The organism is Rhodobacter sp. P1_C2, from assembly GCF_056406375.1.
Genome location: NZ_JBFUAG010000002.1, coordinates 234,700 through 255,843, shown reverse-complemented (window position 1 = coordinate 255,843; position 21,144 = coordinate 234,700). Strand labels below are relative to the sequence as shown.

General features: G+C 66.7%; 21 protein-coding genes. 8 read left to right on the top strand and 13 right to left on the bottom strand.

The window, feature by feature from the left end:
- The first annotated feature begins 104 nt into the window (after nt 1-104).
- Entirely contained in the window at nt 105-1,967 is a 1,863-nt protein-coding gene (locus AC1DZT_RS03980) for a heavy metal translocating P-type ATPase (protein ID WP_478005510.1), read from the top strand.
- Between the two features lie 123 nt (nt 1,968-2,090).
- On the opposite strand, the gene AC1DZT_RS03975 is transcribed toward AC1DZT_RS03980, so the two are convergent.
- The 3 genes from AC1DZT_RS03975 to AC1DZT_RS03965 form a co-directional block, all read right to left on the bottom strand.
- Entirely contained in the window at nt 2,091-3,071 is a 981-nt protein-coding gene (locus AC1DZT_RS03975; RefSeq protein WP_478005302.1) for an XdhC family protein, read from the bottom strand.
- A 135-nt stretch (nt 3,072-3,206) separates the two neighbouring features.
- Nucleotides 3,207-5,441, bottom strand: coding sequence for an OmpA family protein (locus tag AC1DZT_RS03970; protein WP_478005301.1), 2,235 nt, complete (start codon nt 5,439-5,441; stop codon nt 3,207-3,209).
- 266 nt (nt 5,442-5,707) lie between these two features.
- Nucleotides 5,708-6,592, bottom strand: coding sequence for an MBL fold metallo-hydrolase (locus AC1DZT_RS03965; RefSeq protein WP_478005300.1), 885 nt, complete (start codon nt 6,590-6,592; stop codon nt 5,708-5,710).
- A gap of 75 nt (nt 6,593-6,667) precedes the next feature.
- On the opposite strand from AC1DZT_RS03965, the gene AC1DZT_RS03960 reads away from it, so the two are divergent.
- Nucleotides 6,668-7,666 (top strand): glycosyltransferase family 2 protein, encoded by a 999-nt coding sequence (locus tag AC1DZT_RS03960; RefSeq protein ID WP_478005299.1) that lies wholly within the window; start codon nt 6,668-6,670, stop codon nt 7,664-7,666.
- A 144-nt stretch (nt 7,667-7,810) separates the two neighbouring features.
- Entirely contained in the window at nt 7,811-8,728 is a 918-nt protein-coding gene (locus tag AC1DZT_RS03955) for a phosphoadenosine phosphosulfate reductase (protein ID WP_478005298.1), read from the top strand.
- A 38-nt stretch (nt 8,729-8,766) separates the two neighbouring features.
- Here the strand turns inward: AC1DZT_RS03955 and AC1DZT_RS03950 are convergent, their stop codons facing one another.
- The gene (locus AC1DZT_RS03950) at nt 8,767-9,171 is read right to left on the bottom strand and encodes a lysozyme inhibitor LprI family protein (protein ID WP_478005297.1); all 405 of its coding nucleotides are present in this window, start codon (nt 9,169-9,171) and stop codon (nt 8,767-8,769) included.
- A 97-nt stretch (nt 9,172-9,268) separates the two neighbouring features.
- On the opposite strand from AC1DZT_RS03950, the gene pyrC reads away from it, so the two are divergent.
- From pyrC to AC1DZT_RS03935, 3 genes are all read left to right on the top strand, one after another.
- Nucleotides 9,269-10,309, top strand: coding sequence for a dihydroorotase (pyrC, locus tag AC1DZT_RS03945; protein ID WP_478005296.1), 1,041 nt, complete (start codon nt 9,269-9,271; stop codon nt 10,307-10,309).
- Between the two features lie 123 nt (nt 10,310-10,432).
- Nucleotides 10,433-11,110, top strand: a complete 678-nt coding sequence (locus AC1DZT_RS03940; protein WP_478005295.1) for an orotate phosphoribosyltransferase — start codon at nt 10,433-10,435, stop codon at nt 11,108-11,110.
- A 278-nt stretch (nt 11,111-11,388) separates the two neighbouring features.
- Nucleotides 11,389-12,885, top strand: a complete 1,497-nt coding sequence (locus AC1DZT_RS03935) for a replicative DNA helicase (RefSeq protein WP_478005294.1) — start codon at nt 11,389-11,391, stop codon at nt 12,883-12,885.
- Between the two features lie 60 nt (nt 12,886-12,945).
- On the opposite strand, the gene AC1DZT_RS03930 is transcribed toward AC1DZT_RS03935, so the two are convergent.
- From AC1DZT_RS03930 to infC, 3 genes are all read right to left on the bottom strand, one after another.
- Nucleotides 12,946-13,401, bottom strand: a complete 456-nt coding sequence (locus AC1DZT_RS03930; protein ID WP_478005293.1) for an SRPBCC family protein — start codon at nt 13,399-13,401, stop codon at nt 12,946-12,948.
- Nucleotides 13,394-13,741, bottom strand: a complete 348-nt coding sequence (locus AC1DZT_RS03925; RefSeq protein WP_478005292.1) for an ArsR/SmtB family transcription factor — start codon at nt 13,739-13,741, stop codon at nt 13,394-13,396. Before AC1DZT_RS03925 ends, AC1DZT_RS03930 begins: the two co-directional genes overlap by 8 nt.
- A gap of 107 nt (nt 13,742-13,848) precedes the next feature.
- Nucleotides 13,849-14,337 (bottom strand): translation initiation factor IF-3, encoded by a 489-nt coding sequence (gene infC / locus AC1DZT_RS03920; RefSeq protein WP_478005509.1) that lies wholly within the window; start codon nt 14,335-14,337, stop codon nt 13,849-13,851.
- Nucleotides 14,338-14,583: 246 nt separating this feature from the next.
- On the opposite strand from infC, the gene AC1DZT_RS03915 reads away from it, so the two are divergent.
- Together AC1DZT_RS03915 and AC1DZT_RS03910 are read left to right on the top strand one after the other, a co-directional pair.
- Entirely contained in the window at nt 14,584-15,108 is a 525-nt protein-coding gene (locus AC1DZT_RS03915; protein WP_478005291.1) for a hypothetical protein, read from the top strand.
- Nucleotides 15,109-15,245: 137 nt separating this feature from the next.
- Entirely contained in the window at nt 15,246-16,217 is a 972-nt protein-coding gene (locus tag AC1DZT_RS03910; RefSeq protein WP_478005290.1) for a capsular polysaccharide export protein, LipB/KpsS family, read from the top strand.
- 51 nt (nt 16,218-16,268) lie between these two features.
- Here AC1DZT_RS03910 and AC1DZT_RS03905 read toward each other — a convergent pair whose 3' ends face one another.
- The 6 genes from AC1DZT_RS03905 to cobA form a co-directional block, all read right to left on the bottom strand.
- Nucleotides 16,269-17,087, bottom strand: coding sequence for a ferredoxin--NADP reductase (locus tag AC1DZT_RS03905; protein ID WP_478005289.1), 819 nt, complete (start codon nt 17,085-17,087; stop codon nt 16,269-16,271).
- Nucleotides 17,088-17,155: 68 nt separating this feature from the next.
- Nucleotides 17,156-17,560, bottom strand: coding sequence for a DUF934 domain-containing protein (locus AC1DZT_RS03900; protein ID WP_478005288.1), 405 nt, complete (start codon nt 17,558-17,560; stop codon nt 17,156-17,158).
- Nucleotides 17,557-18,318, bottom strand: coding sequence for a phosphoadenylyl-sulfate reductase (locus tag AC1DZT_RS03895; RefSeq protein WP_478005287.1), 762 nt, complete (start codon nt 18,316-18,318; stop codon nt 17,557-17,559). Before AC1DZT_RS03895 ends, AC1DZT_RS03900 begins: the two co-directional genes overlap by 4 nt.
- Nucleotides 18,308-19,978 (bottom strand): nitrite/sulfite reductase, encoded by a 1,671-nt coding sequence (locus AC1DZT_RS03890; protein ID WP_478005286.1) that lies wholly within the window; start codon nt 19,976-19,978, stop codon nt 18,308-18,310. Before AC1DZT_RS03890 ends, AC1DZT_RS03895 begins: the two co-directional genes overlap by 11 nt.
- Nucleotides 19,971-20,279 carry a DUF2849 domain-containing protein gene (locus tag AC1DZT_RS03885; RefSeq protein ID WP_478005285.1) on the bottom strand — a complete coding sequence of 103 codons (309 nt, stop codon included), beginning with the start codon at nt 20,277-20,279 and terminating at the stop codon, nt 19,971-19,973. The genes AC1DZT_RS03890 and AC1DZT_RS03885 overlap by 8 nt, the downstream gene beginning before the upstream one ends.
- Nucleotides 20,276-21,049 (bottom strand): uroporphyrinogen-III C-methyltransferase, encoded by a 774-nt coding sequence (cobA, locus tag AC1DZT_RS03880; RefSeq protein ID WP_478005284.1) that lies wholly within the window; start codon nt 21,047-21,049, stop codon nt 20,276-20,278. The genes AC1DZT_RS03885 and cobA overlap by 4 nt, the downstream gene beginning before the upstream one ends.
- Between the last annotated feature and the right edge of the window lie 95 nt (nt 21,050-21,144).

Sequence of the window (21,144 nt, the reverse complement as noted above, 5' to 3'; positions counted from 1 at the left end):
AAGTTCGCCCCTGCGGCGTTACCGCCGATGGGGAAGCGGGCCGAAATCGGATAGCTTAAGCGAAAGGCAACCGGAGAGCGCCCGTGACCCAAGACAGCCGCGACATGACCCTGACCCTTCTGACCATCGCGGGCCTCGCCTTGGCGGCCTTTTCGGCCTTTCTCGTGCCCCTGCCTGAGGTCGTGGTGACCGGGGCGCTGATCCTCGCCTATCTCTGCGGCGGCGTGCCTGCCGGGGTCGAGGCGCTGCGCGAGCTTTTCGGCAAGTTCCGCCTCGACATCGACCTTCTGATGGTGGTGGCGGCCCTCGCCGCGGCCTCGGTCGGCGCGGTGCTGGAAGGGGCTGTGCTGCTGGCGCTCTTCTCGCTTTCGGGCACGCTGGAACACCGCGCCCTCGGCAAGGCCCGTCGCGCGGTGGAGGCCTTGATGGCGCTCCGCCCGGAAACCGCGCTGAAGTTGATGAATGGTGCAGCGGTCGAGGTGCCGGTGGGCGATCTGGAACCCGGCGACCGGGTGGTCCTGCGCCCCGGCGCGCGGGTGCCGGTCGATGGCCTCCTGGCCGAAGGGCAGGGCGAGATCGACGAAAGCACGATCACCGGGGAATCGGTGCCGGTCGCCAAGGAGCCGGGTGCCAAGCTGCACGAGGCCACGGTGAACCTGAACGCGGTTCTGGTGATGGAGGTGGCGCGGCGGCTCGAGGAAAGCACCGTCGCCCGGATGATCACCCTGGTGACCGAGGCGCAGGGGATGAAGGCCCCCTCCGAACGTTTCAGCGACTGGTTCGGCCAGCGCTATACGGTGGCGGTGCTCTTGGGTTCGGTCGCGGCCTTTCTTGTGCTCTTGTGGCTCGGGGTGGCGGTCAGACAGGCGATGTATCAGGCGGCGACCCTGCTGGTCGCGGCCTCGCCCTGCGCGGTGGTGATCTCGGTCCCGGCGGCGATCTTGTCGGCGCTGTCGGCGGCGGCGCGCGGCGGCGTGCTCTTCAAGGGCGGCGCGGCGCTGGAACGCCTGGCCGAGGTGCGCCATTTCGCCTTCGACAAGACCGGCACCCTGACCACGGGCCGGGCCGAGGTCACGAAGGTTCTGGCGCTGGAGGGGGACGAGGACAGCTTCCTCAGCCTGCTGGCCGGGATCGAGGCGCATTCCGAACACCCGATCGCCGGCGCGCTGAAGCGCGAGGTGGCCCGGCGCGGGCTCACGCCGACCCCGGTGGCCGAGGTGACGACCGCGCCTTCGGAAGGCATCACCGGAAGGGATGCCGCAGGCCCGCTCTGGGCCGGCAACCCGCGGATGCTGGCGCGGATGGGGGCAGAGGCCGATCATCCCGGCCTGCAAGCCCTGCGCGACGGTGACGAGACGCTGATCTACCTTGGCCGCGGCGCCCAGCTGCTCGGCGCGGTCGCCCTGGCCGACCAGCCGCGCGACAGTTCGGCGGCGGCGGTGGCGGCCCTGCGGCGTGGCGGCGTCTCGCAGATCGTGATGATGACCGGCGACCGCCGCCCGGTGGCCCTGCGCATCGCCGCCCGCCTCGGCCTCGCGCCCGAGGAGGTCCACGCCGACCTTCTGCCGCAGGACAAGGTGGCGCTGGTCGATGCCTTGGCCGCCAAGGGCAAGGTCGCCTTTGTCGGCGACGGGGTGAACGACGCCGCAGCCCTGGCCCGCGCCGATGTCGGCATCGCGATGGGGGCGGCGGGCAGCGAGGTCGCCCTGCAGGCCGCCGATGTGGCGCTCCTCTCCGAGGACATGGCCCGCCTCGCCGAGGCCCGGCGGCTGGCCAGACGCACGATGCGGATCATCCACCAGAACCTGACCTTCGCTATCGGCGCCATGCTGGTCCTGGTCACCGGCGGCCTCTTCTTCCACCTGCCGCTGCCCATGGCCGTGGTCGGCCACGAAGGCGGCACCCTCCTCGTGGTGCTGAACGGCCTGCGCCTCCTCGCCGACCCGATCCGCAAACCGAAACGCTGACCCCCGGCCCCCGGCACGATCCCCCCCGGGCCCCCCCTTTCATTCTGGCCCAAATATCCCGGGGTCCGGGGCAGAGCCCCGGCCGGGTCCGCCGAGCGCCCCCCGCCGTCGCTCCTCCCCGCCTCAGCCGCCCTTGCGCAACACCTGGGTGATCTCCGCCATGATCGACAGCGCGATCTCCGCCGGGGATTTCGCGCCGATGTTCAACCCCGCCGGCGCATGGATGCGGGCGAAATCGGCCTCGGCGAAGCCCAGGGCGCGCAACCGGTCCAGCCTCTTGGCATGGGTCCGGGTCGAGCCGAGGCAGCCGAGGTAATAGACCGGCGAGCGCAGGGCAAAGGCGATGGCCGGATCGTCGAGCTTGGCGTCATGGGTCAGCGTCACGATGGCGCTGCGGGCATCGGGGGCGAGGCGGGGCAGGGCCTCGTCGGGCCAGTCCTCCTCCAGGGCCTCACCGGGAAAGCGCGCGGCAGAGCCGAAGGCGCTCCTCGGGTCGATCAGCGTCACCGCATGGCCCAAAGCCCGCGCCATCGGCACCAGGCTTTGCGCGATCTGCACCGCCCCCACCACGAACAGCCGCAGGGGCGGGTTGTGGACCCCGATGAAGCAGCCCTCCTCCACGCCGGAACGGTCGGCGCGCAGGCGGGCGTCCACGGCGGGATCGGCGCCCAAAGGCACCAGGCGGTGGGCGAAATCCTCAAGGCCGACCTCCAGCGCCACGGCCCGCGGCTCCGCACGGGCGGCGACCAGCCTGGCCAGAAGATCGGGGTCGAGCGCGCCCTTGGCCACCGGCACCAGAAGCACGCGGATCGTGCCGCCACAGGCGAGACCCACGGCAAAGGCCTCGTCATCCGAGACGCCATAGGTCAGCACCCGCGCCGCGCCACCCGCCTGCGCCTCGGCCACCACGGCGCCCTCGACACAGCCGCCCGAGACCGAGCCCATCATCGCCCCCCCGGCATCCACCACCATCTGGCTGCCCGCAGCCCGCGGGGCCGAGCCCCAGGTCTCGATCACCGTCGCAACCCAGGGCTTGCGGCCGGCGCTGTACCAATCGAGGGCGATCTCCGGGATCTGGTCGGGCGAAAAGCTGGGGTGCGACATCGGATGCTCCGTCATGCGGGGGGAGGGGCGCCGGCAGGGCCGCGCCTCGGGTTTTTGCCAGCATGCACCCGGGCGCGGCAAAAGGAAACGCCGCCGGGCGCGAACCCGGCGGCGTTCTGTCACGGTGCTGGTGCGTCAGTTCGACGACTGGCGCAGCAGGGGCGTGATTATCCGGACGGCAACCCGGCGGTTGGCGCGTTCGTCACCGGCCGAGTCGATCTTCAGCTCGGATTCGCCATAGCCCTGCACCACCAGGTTTTCCGGCGGCACCTGGAAGTATTCGGTCAGCGCCTTGGCCACCGATTCGGCGCGACGGTCCGACAGGGCGAGGTTGGACGCGGCCGAGCCCACGGCATCGGTATGGCCCTCGATCAGGAAGACCTCACCGGGGTTGGTGCGGATCATCTGGGTGATGAAGGAGCCGAGCTTGTTCAGCTTCTTGGCCTCGCTCGGCAGGATCGCGGCCGAACCGGTCTCGAACGTGATGTTGTTCACGTTGATCGTGGGCGCAAGGTAGCGCACCTCGGCGATCGTGCGGATCTGGCGCAGCGAGAATTTCTGGCCGTAATCCGCGGCATTGGCCGAGGCGAGTTCCGCCCGCATCGCGGCGTCGCTCTGGTCGATCTCGATCAGGTTGCCCTGCGGCTGGCTGCGCGGCAGACGGGTCACGTCCACGCGCTGTTCGGGTTGCAGGTCGTCGATCAGCACGGTGCCACGGCCATCGCGGTCATAGGCGATCCGCTGCAGCACCCGGCCCGAGGCGTCACGCACGGTGACGATCTGGCTGCCATCTTCACGCACCACGATGGTCCGGGTCGAACCGTCCTTGAAGCTTTGCGTGGTGACCTTGTTGCCCGGCTCGCGCAGGAGGGCGTTGTCGTCCTTGTAGACCTGGTAGGTGCCGTCAGGCTGGCGCACCACAACCCGGTCACCCGTGTTGGAGACGACTTCCTTGTTGCCCTTCAGCATCGCGCCGATCGCCAGCGCACCGAGGGCGACCAGACCGACCTTTTCCAGATCCGAGAGGCCGGATTTCTTGCCCGGGGCCACGGTCGCGGGGGCGGCGGTGAAGTTCTCGGCCGAGGTGCGGGTATCGGCTTCGGTCACGGTTTCGGTGGTGACCTGGGCATCCTTGGGTGCCGTCTGTTCGGTCGGCGCCTTGGTCAGGTCGGTCGACTCACCGGCGGCGGCGGCGACTTCGGGCGCCTGGCTCGGGTCCGAGGGGTCGGCCACGGCGGGCGCGTCCAGAACGGTTTCCAGCGTCTGCACGGCTTTCGCATCGGGAACCGGGGCTTCGACCGGCTTCAGGTTCGGGTCGGCGGCAGCGGCCTTGGCGGCCTCTTCCTGCGCCTTCTTGGCGGCAGCAATGCTTGCCGCGTCCATCGCAGCCTGCTCTTCGCGGGCTTTCTTGGCAGCGGCCTTCTTGGCGGCCTTCTGTTCCGGCGTCAGCGCGGCATTCGGATCAGCCGCGGCATCGGTCTGGGCATTGGCTTGGGCATTGGCGGTCACATCCGCCGTGGCGGTGGCCATCGTGCCATCGGTCGCACCACCGGTGGTCGCAGCACCGACAGAAGCGCCGCCGGCTGCGGCGATCTCGGCTTCGGTCATCTTGCCGACCTTCTTGGTGGCCAGATCTTCACAATGCGCGGTCTTCGGCGCCACGACGCAGATCTCGCCATCGCCACAGGAGGCGGCCTTGTTGGGCAGGCAGATCACGGTGACACCCTTGACGGTGACCGTCTTGCGGTCGGGGTTCATCACCGGCGGAGTGGTGACGGGCTGTGTGGTGGTCGCATCGGCGGTGGCGGTGCCGGAAGCGGTCGCATCGGCAGCAGCCGCGTCGGCGGCGGCGGCCTTGTCGGCAGCAGCCTTCTCGGCAGCGGCCTGATCGGCGGCGAGCTGGTCGGCAGCGGCTTTCTTGGCCGCGGCGGCCTGATCGGCGGCAGCCTGGTCAGCGGCGGCCTGATCGGCAGCGGCCTTGTCGGCAGCGGCCTTCTCAGCCGCGGCCTGATCGGCGGCCGCGGCTTTCGCGGCAGCTTCATTGTCGGCGGCCAGCTTGTCGGCCATCGCCTGATCGCTTGCCGCCTGATCGGTTGCCGAAGGATCGGCGGTCGCGGTGGCATCCGCCGAAGCGCCGGCCGAGGCCTTGCCCTCGGCCACGGCCTTCTCGGCATTGGTCTGGCAATTGTTGGGGTTTTTCGCGATCACGCAAAAGGCGCCGTCAGGGCAGGCTGCGGCCTTGTTGGGCAGGCAGATCACCTCTTTGTCACCCACGTTCACCTTCTGCAGGTCCTGCGCCTGTGCCGCAAAGGGCGGCACGACATAAAGGGCCAGCGACAGGATCGTGGTTGTGTTGATCAGTCTTCTCATTCGCACACCTTTCGAAGTGAAGGACAGTTGCGGGGCAAACGCGCAAGACGGCGCGCCGTTCCCGCACTCTCCGTGCATTTTTGCAAAGGGCCCGATTCTTGCCGCTTGCATGGGGTCACTAGCCGGATTTTCGGGCTGATATGCGATATCGTTGTGATGAAAGCCGATGTCCCGCGCAGGTTTAAGCGCCTTTGTGCCCATGGGCCGCCCGCGCCGGCAAAGAGCCGCCCGCGCTTAGCCGCAAGGGCCATGCCCCCGCGACAGGCTCAGGCCCAGAGCGCCAGGCTGCGGCGGATGTTCTGGGCGTGGACGGCCTCATAGGGCGCGAAATAGCCGAGCCTGCCCGCCGCGATATCGGCGCCGATCACCTGCGACAGGGGCTCGCCCGCGCGGGCGGGGTCATGCTGCAGGCCTTGCAGCCAGCGGATATAGCTTTGCGTGGCGGTGATCAGCCCGGCGTCATAGCCGCCCGCGGCGATGGTCTCTGCCGCGCCGTGGTTGGGCAGCACGAAACGCGGCTGCAGCGCCGCCATCCGGTCCAGATCGGCCAGATGGGTGGCAAAATCCGCCGGCTCGCCGACATAGGTCACGCTGTCCTCGACCGTATCGCCCGCCAGCAGCACGCCGGTCTCGGGCAGCCACAGGAGCGTGGCATCGTCGGAATGGATATTGGCCTCGATCAGCACGACCCTGGTGCCGCCAAGGTCCAGCGTCATCTCGCCGGAAAACACCCGGTCGGGCAGGATCAGCGGGGCGATCACCGGCAGGCCCTTGAGGCTGCCATCCTCGATCGCGGCGCGGTGGCGGGTCAGATGCGCCGCCGTGCGGGCATTGGCGATCACCGGGCAATCGGCAAAGACTCCGGTGCCCGCCACATGGTCCAGATGCCAATGCGACAGGATCACCGTGATCCGGCTGACCCCCCGCGCCTCCAGCGCCGCACGGATCGCGCGGGCATGATCCAGCGAGACATGGGTGTCATAGACCAGCGCCTCTGCCCCCCGGATCAGGGCGTAAGAGGCGATGCCGAGCGAGATCGCCCCGTCATCCACCCAATTGTCCTGCGGCAGGAACCGGTGGCCTTCGATGCGGCCGTCATAGAAGGCCAGAAGGCCGGGATGGGGTTCGAAGATGCGCAGATGCTGGGTCATCGCGCCAAGGTGCGGGGGCTTTGCCCCGGGGTCAAGGTGTTTGCGCGCGGGGGTGCGGGATGCTAGGCCTTGGCCATGCGCGCCACCCTGGTCATGACGGTCAAGAATGAGGCAGCCTTCCTGCTGGACTGGCTCGCCCATCATCGCGCCCGCGGGTTTAGCGATGTGCTGGTCTTTTCCAACGACTGCGCCGATGGCACCGATGCAATGCTCGACCGGTTGCAGGCGATGGGCTGGCTGACCCATGTCCGCAACGACGGCCCCCATGCCGAGGGCCCGCAATGGGCGGCCCTGAAGGCGGCGGACCGGCATCCCCTGGTGCGAGAGGCCGATTGGGTGCTGTTCTGCGACATCGACGAATATGTGAACATCCATGCCGGCGCGCGCCGCCTGAGCGATCTTCTGGCGGCCCTGCCGCAGGCCGATGCGATCACCCTGACCTGGCGGATGTTCGGCAATGCGGGCGTCGTCCGCTACGAGGACCGCCCGGTGACCGAGGTCTTCCACCGGGCCGCCCCGGTGACCCTCGCCTGGCCGTGGCGGGCGCAGATGTTCAAGACGCTGTTCCGCCCCGGCCTTTTCCGCAAGCTCGGCGTCCACCGCCCGAAATCGCCCGAACCCGGGACCCAAGCCCGCTGGTTCGACGGTTCGGGGCGCGAGGTGGCGCTGGGGCAGCGGCTCTTCTCGGATTACCGGCAGGACAATTACCGGCTGGTGCAGCTGAACCATTACGCCCTGGGGGCGGCGGAAAGCTATCTGGTCAAATGTGACCGGGGCCGGGCCAACCGCGAGGCCTCGGCCTTCGACATGGGCTATTGGGTGGAGCGCAACCTTTGCGAGGCCGAGGACCGCTCGATCCTGGCGCTGGATGCGGGCGGCTTGCGGGTGGAACTGCGCGGCGATCCGGTGCTCGGCCCCTTGCATGCCCAGGCGGTGGCCTGGCGGCAGGCCCGCTTTGCCGCCCTGATGGCCGAGGAGCCCTGGCGCGCCCTTTTCGGCCGCCTTCTGATGACCGGGCCGAGCCGCAGCCTTGGCCCCGCCGAGGCGGCTTTGCTGCAGCTTTACCGCGGTTAGGCGGGAGGCCGGCAACAATGGACCGGCACTGTTCAGCCAATCCCTGCAATGCAAAGACTTATTTTGTTGAACAGCCGGGCACCGGGGCGCTACCACGATGGCAAGTGTCCCTGGTTCAGTGCGTTTGGTAAGATGACAGCCGGTATGATCGATCTTGACAGCGACCTGGAGCTTGATGCCTCTGCGGCCACCTCGCAGGAGGAATGGCTGAGCATGCTCGCCCGGATCGGGGAGGAGGCCGGGCATTTCCACGCCATCGGCGACCAGCACAAGGCGGTGTTCCTCGACAATTCCGCGACGCTTCTGGTCAGCTTCGACCGGTTCGAGACGGCGCAGACCCGGCCGCGCAAGCTGCCGGTCGGGATGGATCTGGCCGATGACTGCGACTGGTCGCACCTTTGCCTTCTGTCGCAAGGCGGTCCCTGGTACCGCGATCCAGCAGTCTATGCCCATTTCGACCGCCTGATCGACGATGGCTTCTTCGAGGATTTCGACCGCGTGCTCTTCTATGGCGCGGGCCCGTCGGGCCATGCGGCGGCGGCCTTCTCGATCGCCTCGCCCGGCGCGCGGGTGCTGCTGGTCAATCCGGTGGCGACGCTGAACCCCGGCCTCGCTTCGTGGGAGACGCGCTACCGCGCGGCGAGGCGGCTCGACTTCACCTCGCGCTTCGGCTTTGCGCCCGACATGGTGGACGGCGCGCTGGCCGCCACGGTGATCTGTGATCCGGTCTCCCCGGCGGATGCGATGCAGGCGTCGCTGTTCCACGCGCCCCATGTCGCCCATCTGAGCGCCCGTTTCGGCGGCCCCGACCTCGAGGCTTGCCTCGCCCGGCTGGGCATCCTCAACCACCTGATCGTGGCGGCGATGGACGGGGTCCTGGATGAGGCGCGCTTCGGTTCGCTCTGGCGCAAGCGGCGCGAGGATACGACCTATCTGCGCCAGCTTCAGGCCGCCACGGTCGACCATCCCGCCCGAGAGGCGATGCTCTGCCGCAATGTCGTGGCGCGGCTGAACCAGAACCGGTTCAAGCGCCGTCTGGCCGAACTGACTGCGGCTTCCTGAGGGCCGGCGTGCAGTCGGGCATGTCCGGTCGGGCGTGCTCAGTCGGCTGCCGCCATGTTCACCAATTCCTCGGCCCGGCTCTGGGTCACCCTCGCCCGGCAGGCATAGATCACCATCGGCTCGGCCGAGCCGCCGTGATAGGCCCAGCCCTCGGCGGCGCAGGTGGCGTCGCGAAAGCCGACCCAGGCGCGCTGCGCATCGCGCAAGGCGAGGGCCGCGCCCTGATCGGCGGGGTCAAGCTGCTGGTCGGTCTGCTTCATCGCGGCCATCGCCTCCTTGTAGGCGGCGTTGAGCTTGGCATCGGCGGCCTTCCAGTCCTGTTCGGCACAGGCGGTCATCTCGACCTGGGCCGTGGCATTGGCGCAATCGACCTCCTGGGCCTGAAGGGGCAGGGCGGTCAGGCAAAGGAACATGGCCAGGATCGGGGGCGCAAAGGCTTTCATCACAAAGGTCTCCAAAGGAGGCTGCAGCTTAGACGGAGGGCAGGGCGCGGCGCAATCCCACTGGAAATTCGCGCCCCCTTGCGCTAGGGCGGGCGCCATGCACCAGAACCTCACGCTCCGCCGTCCCGATGACATGCACCTGCATCTGCGCGATGGCGCGATGCTGGCGGCCGTCGCCCCCGAATCCGCCCGCGATTTCGCCCGCGCGATCATCATGCCCAACCTCGTGCCCCCGGTGGTGACCGGGGCGCAGGCAGCCGCCTACCGCGACCGCATCCTCGCCGCCCTGCCGGAGGGCGCCGTGTTCGAGCCCCTGATGACGCTCTATCTGACCGAAGACACCGACCCCGCCGATGTGGCGGCCGCGGCGGCCTCCGGCCTTGTCAAAGCGGTCAAGCTTTACCCCGCGGGTGCGACGACCAATTCGCACGGCGGGGTGCGCGATTTCGCCAAGGTGATGCCGGTCTTGGAAAAGATGGCCGAGATCGGCCTGCCGCTCTGCACCCATGGCGAGGTGACGACGCCCGAGGTCGATATCTTCGACCGCGAGGCGGTCTTCATCGACACCGTGCTCGACCCCCTGCGCCGCAGCCTGCCGGAACTGCGCGTGGTGATGGAACATATCACCACCGAGGAAGGTGTCGCCTATGCCGCCGAGGGCACCAACCTTGCCGCGACGATAACCACGCATCACCTGATCATCAACCGCAACCATATCCTCGTGGGCGGGATCAAGCCGCATTACTACTGCCTGCCGGTCGCCAAGCGCGAGAAGCACCGCCTGGCGCTGCGCCGCGCCGCCACCTCGGGCAGCCCGCGCTATTTCCTCGGCACCGACAGCGCGCCGCACACCGATGCGCTGAAGGAACATGCCTGCGGCTGCGCCGGCTGCTTCACCGCGACCAACACCATGCCGCTTCTGGCCCATGTCTTCGACGAAGAGGGCGCGCTCGACAAGCTCGAAGCCTTCACCAGCCTCAACGGCGCGGCCTTCTACGGCCTTCCGCCCAACGCGGCGACCCTGACCCTGGTCAAGGCCCCCGAGGCGAGCACCTTCCCCGACAAGATCACCACGGGCCAAGGCCCGGTCACCGTCTTCAACCCCGGCTTCCCCGTCTTCTGGCGCGTGGCAAGCTGATTTCATTCTGGCGAAAATATCCCCGCCGGAGGCTCTTTCGGCCGATGCCGGCCGCTCCGCGGGGGATATTTGGACCAGAATGAAACCGCAAACAGCCAAGATGACAGCGCAAAGAGAGAGAGCATGATCCCTGCAAGCTTCCCCCCGAAAGAGGAAATCGCCCGCCTGACCGCCCGCGCCCTCTTGGAGATCAAGGCGGTGCATTTCAACGCCGAGACGCCCTTCACCCTCGCCTCGGGCCTGCCCTCGCCGACCTATATCGACTGCCGCAAGCTGATCTCCTATCCGCGCATCCGCTCGGTCCTGATGGATTTCCTCTCGGTCACCGTGCTGCGCGATGCGGGGATGGAGGCGTTCGACAATATCGCCGGCGGCGAGACGGCGGGCATCCCCTTTGCCGCGCTGGTGGCCGAGCGGCTGGCGCTGCCGATGACCTATGTGCGGAAGAAGCCCAAGGGCTATGGCCGCAATGCCCGGATCGAGGGCGCGATGACCGAGGGCCAGCGCGTGCTTCTGGTCGAGGATCTGACGACGGATGGCGGTTCGAAACTCTCCTTCGTCGATGCGATCCGTGAGACCGGGGCGACTTGCGCCCATACGGCGGTGATCTTCTACTACGGGATCTTCCCGGAAACCGTGGGCAAGCTGGCCGATCATGGCGTGGCGCTGCACCACCTTTGCACCTGGTGGGACGTTCTGGCCGAGGCGCGGGCGCAGGGCGTCTTTGATGAGGCGACGCTGAGCGAGGTCGAGGCCTTCCTGCATGACCCCCGCGCCTGGCAGGCGGCCCGGGCGAAGTGATCTGTCCCCGCCGCAGGGGGGCTGTCTGCCCCCCTGCCCCCCCCGAGAGTATTTCCAAAGGAGCAAGGGAAAGTGGGGGGCGCTTCTGGGGATAGATTGGGGATAACTGCTGATCCGAATCGCGGGGTTGGGGTTTGTAGCCTCAAGCCCCGCCAGATGTGGTAGGATGTGCTGTGGCGTGAGTCTTGTACCGGACTTATCCACCGACTTGTTCATGGCTTGCTTTGGGGCAGGTCCGGGGGCTATGTCGCAGGCTTAAAAAAGTAATGGGGACGAGCATGAATGAAGTGGCCACGCTGCGGCAGGCCTTGCCGGCGCTTCCCGAAACCGAGGCCATGCCCCATAATATCGAGGGCGAGCAGCAGCTTCTGGGCGCCATCCTGACCAATAACGAGGTCTTCGACCGGGTCTCGAGCCTGGTGCGGGCCGAGCATTTCTTTGACCCCGTCCACCAGCGCATCTTCGAACGGATGGCGGCGCGGATCCAGAAGAATGCCCTGGCGAGCCCGGTGACCCTCAAACCCTTCTTCGAGGATGACCCGGGGCTCAAGGAGCTCGGCGGGCCGGCCTATCTGGTGCGTCTGGCCGGGGCGGCGATCAGCGCCTATGCGGCGCGCGACTATGCCCAGATGATCTATGACCTTGCCGTCCGGCGCGAACTGATCGGGCTTGGCCGCGACATCGCCGCAAGGGCGGGCAAGGTCGAGGTCGATTCAGAGCCGCGCGAGCAGATCATCGAGGCCGAGCAGCGGCTCTACAAGCTGGGGGAACAGGGCGTCGCGGAGCGCGGGTTCCAGAGCTTTCTGAAGGCCGTGACCGAGGCCGTCAACGTCGCCAACGCCGCCTATCAGCGCGATGGCGGGCTGGCGGGCATTTCGACCGGGCTGATCGATCTGGACAAGAAGCTCGGCGGGCTCCACCCCTCCGACCTTCTGATCCTCGCCGGGCGGCCTTCGATGGGCAAGACCTCGCTTGCCACCAACATCGCCTTCAACATCGCCAAGGCCTACAAGCGCGGCCGGATGCCCGATGGCAGCGAGGGCACGATCGAAGGCGGCGCGGTGGGCTTCTTCAGCCTGGAAATGAGCGCCGAACAGCTGGCGGCGCGTATCCTGTCGGAAGCGTCCGAAGTGCCCTCCGAACAGATCCGCCGCGGGGATATGACCGAACAAGAATTCCGCCGCTTCGTCGAAGCCGCCAAGTCGCTGGAATCCTGCCCGCTCTACATCGACGACACCCCGGCCCTGCCGATCAGCCAGGTCGCCGCCCGCTCGCGCCGCTTGAAGCGGACCCATGGGCTGGATCTGATCGTGGTGGACTATCTGCAGCTCCTGAAAGGCTCGTCCAAGGAAAGCCGGGTGCAGGAAGTCTCCGAAATCACCCAAGGCCTCAAGGCCATCGCCAAGGAGCTGAACATCCCGGTCATCGCCCTGTCGCAGCTGAGCCGCCAGGTCGAAAGCCGCGAGGACAAGCGGCCGCAGCTGTCGGACCTGCGCGAATCCGGCTCGATCGAGCAGGACGCCGACGTGGTGATGTTCGTTTACCGCGACGAATACTACAAGGAACGCGAAAAGCCCGGCGATCACGAACTGGAAAAGATGGCCCAGTGGCAAAGCATCATGGAGCAGGTCCATGGCAAGGCCGAGGTCATCATCGGCAAGCAGCGCCACGGCCCGATCGGCTCGGTCGAGCTGAGCTTCGAAGGCCGCTTCACCCGCTTTGGCAACCTCGCGCAGAAGTGGCAGGGCGGTGGCGGCGGTGATCCGGGCTTCTGAGGTCGGGCCCATAAGCCAGGACATGAAAACGCCGCCCGTCACGGGGCGGCGTTTCGCGTTTCAGAGGCTGGTTGCAACCAGACCGTCGAGGATCGTGGTCCAGCCGCCGGCATGGCCATCGCGGCTGTCGGCATTGGCAAAGCGGACATGGGTCAGGGTCAGCAGCGTGCCTTCGCCCTCGGGCACCAGATCCAGCGTCACGCGGCTGCCTTCGACGGTGGAATATTCCGATTCCCAGGTGAAGGCGATCCGGCTGTGCGGCACCAGTTCCAGATAGGTGCCGCGGTGGTCGATGACGCGGCTGCCGGTGTTCATGCCCAGCAGGAACCGGCCGCCGACCCGGGGGTCGGTTTCGGCAGAGGCCAGGGTCATGCCCTGGCAATTGCTCATGAAGCGGGTCAGCGTGGCCGGGTCGAGCCAGGCATCATAGACCCGCTGCACCGGCGCCTTGATATGGCGTTGCAGGGTCAGGCTGAGGGCATCGGGGTCAATCGCGGTCTGGGTCATCTCATTCATCCTTTTTCTCCTCGAAAAGATCGGACAGGGCCTCCAGCCGCAATTCCCAGATCGAGCGGAGCTGGCGGAACCACTTGTCCACTTCGGACAGGGGACCGAGCTGCACTTCGATCAGATGCTCGCGCCAGAGCGTTCTCCGGCTGACCAGGCCCGCCGCCTCCAGAACCTTGATGTGCTTGGAGACGGCGTTGAGGCTCATGTCGAACCTGGCGGCAATCTCGGTCACGCGGGTCGGTCCGGCCTGGGCCAAAAGGGTCAGGATCGCGCGCCGCGACGGGTCGCTGGCGGCTTTCAGGATCTCGGTCAGGTCGGGCTGGGGGGAGGGGTCTTGTTCAACCATATAGTTGAATTATCCTCTCTCGCCGAGTCGGTCAACCGAAAGGTGGAATGATGAGATAAAAAAACGGGGCCAGACGGCCCCGGTTCTTTCCTGCGGGATGAGGGGGCTTATTTCGGCCCGATCATCATCACCATCTGGCGGCCTTCGAGGCGCGGCATCGATTCGACCTTGCCGTTGTCGCCGACATCGGCGGCGACACGTTGCAGCAGCGCCAGACCCAGTTCCTGGTGGGCCATCTCGCGGCCACGGAAGCGCAGGGTCACCTTGACCTTGTCGCCCTCATCCAGGAACTTCAGGACCGAGCGCATCTTGACTTCATAGTCGTTGGTGTCGGTGCCGGGACGGAACTTGATCTCTTTGATCTCGATGATGTGCTGCTTCTTGCGGGCCTCGGCCTCGCGTTTCTGCTGCTCATACTTGTACTTGCCGAAGTCCATGATCTTGCAGACCGGCGGTTCGGCGGTGGGGGAAATCTCGACCAGATCCAGACCTGCTTCCTCGGCCATGGCCATCGCGCGAGCGGGGGTCACGACACCCACATTCTCACCATCCGCGCCGATCAGGCGGATTTCGGGCGAGCGAATGCGGTCATTGATACGCGGGCCGGTTTCGCGTTGCGGCGGAGCGTTGTGAGGGCGGCGTGCTATGGTTGTGGTCCTTCATCGTTGACATGATGGCGCAAGATAGACCTCCTCTGCGCCGGCTTCAACCCAATAGGCGCGGGCAAAGCGGTCTTCAGGGCCTCATTGGGGGCCTCAGCAAAGCCTTTCCCAAGGCTTTCCTTCGGTGGTATCCTCTGTCATATGGCCGCAGCATGCTTAACCGCCGGTTTGGAGACCAAAATGAACAGAAAAACCATCCTCGCCATCATCTTGATCGCGGCAGCCGCCGGAGCGTACTACAAGTACAATTCCAACAAGATGGCTGAAGCCCAGCAACAGGCCGCCATGGAAGCCGAGAAGGCCGCCGCCGACAAGGCTGCTGCCGACAAAGCCGCCGCAGATGCCGCCGCCGCCGAGAAAGCCGCCGCCGACAAGGCCGCTGCCGACAAGGCCGCCGCTGACAAGGCCGCAGCCGACGCCGCTGCCGCCGCAGCCGCAGCCGCCACCGCGGTGACCGATGCCGCCAAGGCCGGGGCCGATGCCGCCGGGGCCGCCGCCACCAGCGCCGCCTCCTCGATGGCCGAAATGATGGCGACGCTCGACCCGACCAAGTTCGACGCCGCCAAGGTGACCAAGCTGATCGACGATTCCTCGCTTGATGACGCGACCAAGGCCTCGCTGAAGGCCTCGGTCGCCGCCGCCGCCTCCGATGCCACCAAGGTGCCGGAAGCCGTCGCCGCCGTCCAGAAAGCCCTCGGCATGTAAGTGCCCCCGGCGGCTCATGCCACCGGACCCGGAAGGAAGGCCGCAGCGCATTGCCCTGCGGCCTTTTTCATGCCCGCTTGGCGGCGGCGTCCGCTTTGGATAGGCAGGGGAGGCCCCAGCGGTCCGAAGGAAGCCCCTTGCCCGAAATCGTGCTGCACCTGCCCGAGACAGCCGGCCCCGACCTCGGCGGGCGCCACCTGCGGCTGTACCGGGTGATCCGCGACATGGCCCGGGCCGAGGGGATTGCCCTGCAGATCCGCCGCCGTGCCGAGGATCTGACCCCCGCCACCCGCCATGTCGGCGACGACCGCTTTGCCGATGGCAATCTGCACATCATCGACGACCGCTCGGTCCAGGCCGAAGGCGTGCTGAACGCCGCCGTCGCCTATTTCTGGGAGTTCTGGCACCTCGACCCGGTCGGCACCAAGGCGCTGTCCTCGATAGGCCAGCTGGACTACGACCCCGCCGCGATGCCCTTTGCCCGGGCGAAAAGCTTCTTTGACACCCAGCGCACCCGTCTGGTCGCGCCGCGCCGGTCGAAATACGGCCAGAAGCCCGAAACCACCGCACTGCCCAAGGGCGCGCTGGCCATTTTCCTGCAGGGCGAATTTCCGATACGGCAGGGGGTGACGCGCTATGACGACATGGCCATGCTGGAGGTCGTGCTGGCCCATGCCGGGGATCGCCCCATCGTGGTCAAGCCGCATCCCCTGGTGAAGAACCCCTTCACCTTGGCCGCGCTCCATGCCCGCCTGCACGGCGACGCGCGGGTGACGCTGACCGATGCCAATGTGCATGACATCCTGGAGGCCTGCGCCGCCACCGTCTCGATCAATTCGACCGTCGCCCTGGAGGGCTTCCTGCACCGCCGTCCCGCCGTTCTCTTCGGTCGGGCCGATTTCCACCATTTCGCGGGGACCGTGCAAAACCCCGAGGACTTCCCCGCCGTGCTGGAAAGCCAGCTTGCTCGGCGCGGCGGCTATGCGCAATACCTCGCCTGGTATTTCCTGCGACACTGCCTGCGCCTCGGCACGCCGGGGCTGGAGGCGGAGATCTGGGCGCGCTTCGCCGCTGCCGGCTTCCCGAAGGAGCGTTTGCGCGCGGCCTAAGCCGCCGCGCGTCAAATTTTCGCAGAAAATTTGTGGCCCGAAGGCCGGAAATCAGATCCCGTCGCCGACGAAGGCCTTTTCCACCACGAATTCCAGCGGCTCGGAATTGGCGCCCTCATGCAGGCCGAATTTCTCCAGCACCGCCTTGACGTCATGGTTGAAGGCGAGCGAGCCGCAGACCATCGCCCGGTCGTCTTCCGGGTTCATAGGCGGCAGGTCGAGATCGGCAAAGACCTTGCCCGAGGTCAGATTATCGGTGATCCGCCCCATCAGCGGCGAGGCCTCGCGCGTCGTGGTCGGGTAGTATTTCAGCTTGTCGCCGACCAGTTCGCCGATCAGCGGATCATCCTTCAGGCTTTCGACCAGCGCCTTGCCATAGGCCAGCTCCGCCCCTTCGCGGCAGGTGTGCATCATGATGACCTGATCGTATTTGTCCCAGGTCTCCGGCTCGCGCAGGAGGCTCGCGAAGGGGGCAAAGCCGGTGCCGGTGGCCAGGAACCAGATCCTCTTGCCGGGCAGAAGCGCGTCATGGACCAGGGTGCCCACCGGCTTCGGGCGCAGGATGATCTCGTCGCCCACCTTGATATGCTGCAGCTTCGAGGTCAGCGGGCCATCCGGCACCTTGATCGAATAGAACTCCAGCTCGTCATCCCAGGCCGGCGAGGCGATGGAATAGGCGCGCAGCAAGGGCTTGCCGTTGTCGTTCATCAGCCCGATCATCACGAACTCGCCCGAGCGGAAGCGCAGGCTCTTCGGCCGCGTCACCCGGAAGGAAAACAGCCGGTCGGTCCAATGGGTGACCGCGGTCACGGTCTGGGCATCGGGCAGGTGCGGTTTGGCGGGGGCAACGGCGGGCATCGCGTCGGTCATGGCGCTCACTTGGATCGTTTGTATGCGAACAATTATAATGCGGATCGGGGGGCTTTGGGAAGCGTTATTTACGCCTTCAGCCGCGACAGATAGTCGTGGGCCTTCCAATCGGCACGGAACAGCCATTGCGCCTCGGGCTGGCGGGCGGCGAGGTCGTCGGGGATCTCGACCTCGTCAAAGCCGACGCGGCGGGCCATCGCATATTGGTCGGCGATCACCGGCCCGAGCGCGCGCAACTTGCCCTTGTAGCCTGCCATCCGCAGACGCCGGGCGATGGTGAAGGCCCGCCCGTCGCTGAAGGACGGAAAGGCCACGCGGATCAGGGTGAGGTCGGCCAGATAGGGCTCCACCAGGGTCGGATCATCGGTATGGGCCAGATCCAGCACGCCCTTGTGGCCGGCGATATCGGCCAGTTTGACCGCTTCGACGGCGGTGGCGGGCGCAAAGCCCGTGTCGGTGACGATCACGCTCATGCGGCGGACTCCTCAGTGGGCTTCAGGGGAATGCGGACGGCCTTGCCATTGATGAAATGGATGCCGCATTCAACTTTTTCCGTGTTCCGCCAACGGCCTGCACGGGGATCTTCACCCGGTTTCACAGGCGTGGTGCAGGGCGCGCAGCCGATGGAGGGATAGCCCTTGGCGACCAGGGGATGGCGCGGCAGGCGGTTGTTGACCATATATTCCTCGATATCCTCGCGGCCCCAATGGGCCAGAGGATTGACCTTGATCCGAAGATCGCCCTCGTTCTCGAAGAACTCCACCGCCTGACGGCTGGCGCCTTGATAGCGTTTGCGGCCGGTGATCCAGCCATCGAACTCCGACAGGGCGCGTTCCAGCGGCTCGACCTTGCGGATGGCGCAGCAGGCATCGGTGTTGAACTGGTGCAGCGTGCCGTCGGGGTCCTCGAAATCCACCGTCGCCTGTTTGGCCCGGATCACCCGAAGGTCGCGCAGCTCCAGCTTTTCGGCCACCTCGCGCTGATACTCCATCGTCTCGGCAAAGAGCATCTGGGTATCGACGAACAGGACCGGCGTCTCGGGTGCGATGACCGAGACGAGGTGCAGCAGCACCACCGATTCGGCACCGAAGGAGGAGACCAGGGCCACCTTGCCCAGGTCATGGTCCTTCAGCGCATGTTCGACCACCGCCGTCGCCGAATGGTGACGGTAACGGGCGTTCAGGGCGGCGACACGTTCGGCCACCGGGCCCTGGTGCAGATCATGCGGCATCCTTTTCGCCTTCCTCAGGATAGAGCGCGGCCTTGAACGGCTCCATCCCGACGCGGCGGAAGGTGTCGAGGAAGGTTTCCTCCTGATGGGTCCGCAGACCCAGGTAGGCGCGCAGGATACGTTCGATCGCGGGCACGATCTCGTCATAGGCAAAGCCCGGGCCGGTCTTCTCGCCGATGGCGGCGCGTTCGGTGCCGTCACCGCCGAGGGTGATCTGGTAGTTTTCCACCCCGGCGCGGTCGAGGCCGAGAATGCCGATATGACCGACATGGTGGTGGCCGCAGGCGTTGATGCAGCCCGAGATCTTGATCTTCAAGGGGCCGATCTCATGCTCCAGCTTCAGCGCTTCGAAATGGGTGGCAATCTCCTGCGCCACCGGGATCGAGCGGGCGGTGGCCAGCGCGCAGTAATCCATGCCGGGGCAGGCGATGATGTCGGACAGCAGGCCCACATTGGCCGTGGCGAGGCCGACCTGCGCCAATGCGGCATGGACCGCCGGCAGGTCGCCCTTGTGGACATGCGGCAGGATCACGTTCTGCTCGTGGCTGATGCGCAATTCGGAATAGCCATATTTTTCCGACAGATCGGCGATGACCCGCATCTGGTCGGAGGAGGCGTCGCCGGGCGTCTCGCCCGGGGCCTTGACCGAGACGGTGACGATGGCGTGGTCATCCTTGCGATGGGCGGCCAGGTTGGTGTCAGCCCAGGCGCGGAACACCGGGTCGGCCTTGTAGAAGGCCTCATACCCGTCGATCGGCGCGGTCTTGAGGTCCGGCTGCGCAAAGGCGGCGCGGATATCGGCCAGAAGCTTCTGGTCGGCGCCGCCGAACAGCGGGCGCACCTCGGCGAAACGCTCCTCGATCATCCGGGTCAATTCGGCCTGGCCGGTCTCGAACAGGGTGATCTTGATGCGGGCCTTGTACTTGTTGTCGCGCCGGCCGAGCGTGTTGTAGACCGACAGGACGGATTCCACATAGGGCAGCAGATCCTCGATCGGCAGGAAGTTCCGCACCAGATGGCCGATCATCGGCGTCCGGCCCAGGCCGCCGCCCACGAAGACTTCAAAGCCCGGCACGCCCTCGGCATTGCGGGTCATACGCAGGCCGATGTCATGCGCGGCGGTGACGGCGCGGTCATGTGGGCTGCCGGTGATGGCGATCTTGAACTTGCGCGGCAGGAACTGGAACTCCGGGTGGTCGGTGGACCATTGGCGCAGCAGTTCGGCATAGGGGCGGGGGTCTTCGATCTCATCCGCGGCGGCGCCGGCGAAGTGGTCGGCGGTGACGTTGCGGACGGTGTTGCCCGAGGTCTGGATCGCATGCATGCCCACATCGGCCAGGGCGCTCAGGATCGCCGGCACGTCAGGCAGCTTCGGCCAGTTGAACTGGATGTTCTGCCGCGTGGTGAAGTGGCCATAGCCCTTGTCCCAGGTGTCGGCGATATAGGCGAGCTGGCGCATCTGGCGCGGGTTGATCGTGCCATAGGGAATGGCCACGCGCAGCATATAGGCATGCAACTGCAGGTAGAGCCCGTTCATCAGGCGCAGCGGGCGGAACTCGTCCTCGGTCAGGCTGCCATCCAGACGACGCGCGACCTGGTCGGAGAATTGTGCGACGCGGGCGCGGACAAAGGCCTCGTCGAAGTCGGTGTAATCATACATGGTCGTAATCCGCTTGCTTGCCGTGGTTGTAGTTCGAGGGGCCGCGCGTGCGGAAGGCCTCGCGGAAGTGGATCGGCTCGGGGCCATCGGCGCCAAGCTTAGCATCCGCCAGATAAGGCCCGACGACCAGAAGTTTCTGCGCCGCGGCATGCAAAAGCCGCAGTTGCGCATGGGCTTCGTCTGAAATCAGCTCAGCTTCGCGGTGCAGGGGCGACCAGCGGTCATCGGCGGTGAGGTAGACGACATCGCCTTCGCGCAGGCGGTTGGCGGTGACGACTTTGGGGGTGAACTGGCGGCTCATGCGCGTGCCTCTTTCAACTGGGACAGGGCGGCTGCAGCCCGTCTGGGCTTGAGGCCATAAAGGATGACGGCGGGGCCTTCAAGCATCTGGGCAGCTTCGGGCAGGGTTGCAAGGGTGGCCGAGACGATCCGCTGTTCGGGGCGCGAGACGTTTTCGACCAGGGTGACCGGGGTTTCGGGCGCGGCGCCATGCATCATCAGGCGGCCTTGGACGAAACGGGCGGATTTCTTGCCCATGTAGATCGCGGTGACCTCGCCCTCGCGCGCCATGCCGCGCCAGTCCTGATCGGCAAAGCCGGCCATGTCATGGCCGGTGACGATGCGCAGCGAGGCGTTGCGGCCGCGCCGTGTCAGGCTCTGGCCGATGGTGGCGGCGGCGACGCTGGCCGAGGTCAGGCCGGGCAGGATGGTGAAGGAGAGGCCAGCCGCCTCCAGCGCCTCGATCTCTTCGTCGAGACGGGCAAAGATGCCGCAATCGCCGCCCTTGAGGCGGATGACGCGGGCGCCGGTCAGGGCTTCGGCGACGAGACGCGCGTTGATGTCGGCCTGCGCGGTGGAAGGGCCGAAGCCTTCCTTGCCCACGTCGATGCGGCGGGTGGTGGCGGGGATCAGGGCCAGGACCTCGGGTCCGACGAGGCGGTCATGGATGACCACATCGGCGCCCTGCAGCGCCCGGAAGGCGCCGAGCGTCAGGTGCTGGGCCGAACCCGGCCCGGCCCCCACGAAGGTGACGGCGGCGGTGACAGGGGTGAAGTGCGGCAGGTCTGACATCGGATCCCTCGATTTCCTGTCCCAATATAGAATATTTTCCCATGGTTGCGCCATAGACCCTTGCCAATAAGGACGTTTGTTCTGATAGTCCGGCG